At 69.6% G+C, this 2,851-nt stretch carries 4 protein-coding genes; 1 reads left to right on the top strand and 3 read right to left on the bottom strand.

What is annotated here, in order from left to right; translation table 11 throughout:
• Both ABZ260_RS49505 and ABZ260_RS49500 read right to left on the bottom strand, forming a co-directional pair.
• A partial coding sequence (locus tag ABZ260_RS49505) for a response regulator transcription factor (RefSeq protein ID WP_355632494.1) occupies positions 1-654 on the bottom strand: 654 nt, incomplete at its 3' end.
• Positions 651-1,835 carry an ATP-binding protein gene (locus ABZ260_RS49500; protein WP_355561158.1) on the bottom strand — a complete coding sequence of 395 codons (1,185 nt, stop codon included), beginning with the start codon at positions 1,833-1,835 and terminating at the stop codon, positions 651-653. The genes ABZ260_RS49505 and ABZ260_RS49500, both read right to left, overlap by 4 nt.
• 158 nt (positions 1,836-1,993) lie before the next feature.
• Between ABZ260_RS49500 and phoU the strand changes: the two genes are divergently transcribed.
• Positions 1,994-2,653, top strand: a complete 660-nt coding sequence (gene phoU / locus ABZ260_RS49495) for a phosphate signaling complex protein PhoU (protein ID WP_355561118.1) — start codon at positions 1,994-1,996, stop codon at positions 2,651-2,653.
• A 17-nt stretch (positions 2,654-2,670) separates the two neighbouring features.
• Here the strand turns inward: phoU and ABZ260_RS49490 are convergent.
• Positions 2,671-2,851 (bottom strand): hypothetical protein (locus tag ABZ260_RS49490; protein ID WP_355632491.1); only part of this gene is annotated, 181 nt, incomplete at its 5' end.

Raw genomic sequence — 2,851 nt, 5'->3', positions numbered from 1 at the left:
CCGGACCGTGAGGATGCAGCGCGGGTTGGACGGGTCGGACTCGACCTTGGCCCGTAGCCGCTTGACGTGCACGTCCAGGGTCTTGGTGTCGCCCACGTAGTCGGCACCCCAGACCCGGTCGATGAGCTGGCCCCGGGTGAGCACCCGCCCGGCGTTGCGCAGCAGCACCTCCAGCAGCTCGAACTCCTTCAGGGGCAGCTGCACCGGCTCGCCCCGCACCGCGACGATGTGGCGGTCCACGTCCATCCGGACCGGACCGGCGGCCAGCACCGCCGACTCCAGCTCCTCCACATCGCCCTGACGGCGCAGCACCGCGCGGATGCGGGCCACCAGCTCTCTGGAGGAGAAGGGCTTGGTGACGTAGTCGTCGGCGCCGAGCTCCAGCCCGACCACCTTGTCGATCTCGCTGTCCTTGGCGGTGAGCATGATGACGGGCACGTTGGAGCGCTGGCGGAGCGAGCGGCAGACCTCCGTCCCCGGCAGGCCGGGGAGCATCAGATCGAGCAGCACCAGGTCGGCGCCGTTCCGGTCAAAGGTCTCCAGCGCCTCCGGCCCGGTGGTGGCCACGGCCACCTCGAAGCCTTCCTTGCGCAGCATGTATGACAGAGCGTCGGAGAACGACTCTTCGTCCTCGACGACAAGCACGCGAGTCACTGCGCGGCCTCCAGGGGGATCGTGGTGGTAGCTGGTACTGCCACCGCCATGCCGCCGAAGGCGGGCAGGCGGAGGGTGAAGGTGGAGCCTGAGCCTTCCTTGCTCCACACCGTGACCGCCCCGTTGTGGGCGGCGGCCACGTGCTTGACGATGGCCAGGCCGAGGCCCGTGCCACCGGTCGCGCGCGAGCGTGCCGCGTCGACGCGGAAGAACCGCTCGAAAATTCGCTCCTGGGCGCTCTCGGGGATGCCGATGCCCTGGTCGCTCACGCTGATCTCGACGTATTCGGTGTTGGGGCCCGCCCCGCGGGCACTGACCACGACCCGGGTGTGCTCGGGGCTGTAGGCGACCGCGTTGTCGATGAGGTTGCGCAGGGCGGTGACGAGAAGCTCGTCGTCGCCCCATATCCGCAGGCCCTCGACGCCGCCGGAGACGAGGGTGATGTCCTTGGCCGCCGCGGTGGTGTTACAGCGGTCGATGGCCTCGTGCACCGCCTCGTCGATCAGCACCGGGCCCGGAGTCGGGATGGGCTCGGCGCCCTGGATGCGGGAGAGGGTGATCAGGTCCTGGACGAGGTAGGTGAGCCGGGCCGCCTCATGCTGCATACGCCCGGCGAAGCGGGTGACCGCCTCGGGGTCGTCGGCGGCGTCCTGGATGGTCTCGGCCAGCAACGACATCGCGCCCACCGGCGTCTTGAGCTCGTGGCTCACGTTGGCCACGAAGTCGCGGCGGACCGCCTCGACGCGGCGGTGCTCGGTCTGGTCCTCGGCGAGGACCAGCACCTGACCGTAGGAGCCGAGCGGGGCGACCCGCACCGCGAAGTTGGTCGACTCCTGGCCGAACTTGTGGCCGGCCACCTCGATCTCGCTCTCGCGGATCTCGCCGTCCCTGCGTACCTTCCTGGCCAGCGCGAGCAGCTCGGCCGCCATCAGGTGCTCTCCCTTGACCAGGCCGAACGCGCGCGCCGCCGAACTGGCGCGCAGCACCCGGTCCTCCTTGTCGAGCACGACCGCCGAGGACGGCAGCACGGCCAGCACCGAGGCGACCCCGTGCGGGAGCGCGCCGGGCTCGACGCCGTCCACCGGTGTCATCCCGTCACGCCGTCCGTGGCTCTGCTGGCGGACGACCATCACGGCCAGCGCTCCCACGACGAAGCCGGCCAGCGCGGCCAGGCTCGCCATCAGCTCACTCACGTGGTCCTCCCGTAGGCTTCACGTTTTCGATGGTAGGTGGGGGTTTCCATGTTGGGGACGGCCCGGGGGTGGTGACAGCGGCCTTTCCCGCAAAGTTCACTTTGCGGTCGAGGTTCGTTCACCGGTCCCCTCATACGGTGAGTTCCATGCGCGACGCCTATCACGAAGACCTCGACGCCCTCACCGAACGGCTGGTCGAGATGACCCGGCTCGTGAGGTCGGCGATATCGCGGGCCACCACAGCCCTCCTGGACGCGGACCTTCATCTCGCCGAGAGCGTCATCTCCCAGGACGAGGAGGTCGACCGGATCTTCGCGGAGATCGAGGCCACGATCTTCGACCTGATGGCCAGGCAGCAGCCGGTGGCCGTGGATCTCAGAATGATCATCGCGGCGCTGCGGATGGGCACCGACCTGGAGCGGATGGGCGACCTCGCCGAGCATGTGGCCAAGGTCGCCAGGCTGCGCCATCCCGACTCCGCGATCCCGCCGGAGATCCGTGCCACCATCCTGGAGATGGGCCAGATCGCCGAGCGCCTCATCACCAAGACCGGCAGCTGCATCGCCTCGCGCGACGTGGAGTCCGCCCTGGAGCTGGAGGCCGACGACGACGCGATGGACAGGCTGCACCGCAGGCTGTTCAAGGTCCTGATGGCCCCCGACTGGAAGTACGGCGTCGAGCCGGCCATCGACGTGACGCTGATCGGCCGCTACTACGAGCGCTATGCCGACCACGCGGTCCGTGTCGCGCACGACGTGGTCTATCTGGTGACGGGTTCCCGGCCGCAGGACACCGGCGCCCTCTGACTCCCCCGTCGATCTCCTCAGCCCCTCGGAACGTCAGGAGGGCCCGCCGGATCCGGCACCCCGGCCGGCTCCGCGTCGAGGCTCTCGCGCAGTTGCTCGGCGAGCGCGGCCCGGTCCTGTCCGGATAACCGGGTGGACAGGCCCCTGGTGACCTTGAAGGCCCCGCCGTACGGATCGCTGACGTCCTCACCGAGCAGG

The organism is Streptosporangium sp. NPDC006013 (assembly GCF_040614275.1).
In the GTDB taxonomy this organism is placed as follows: domain Bacteria; phylum Actinomycetota; class Actinomycetes; order Streptosporangiales; family Streptosporangiaceae; genus Streptosporangium.
Note: the sequence above shows the minus strand (reverse complement) of the source record. Positions and strands in the feature narration are given on the sequence as shown.

Excerpts from the sequence above, each read along its gene's own strand:
- ABZ260_RS49500 (WP_355561158.1), bottom strand. The coding sequence starts at position 1,835 with ATGGCGAGCCTGGCCGCGCTGGCCGGCTTCGTCGTGGGAGCGCTGGCC.
- phoU (WP_355561118.1), top strand. The coding sequence starts at position 1,994 with ATGCGCGACGCCTATCACGAAGACCTCGACGCCCTCACCGAACGGCTG.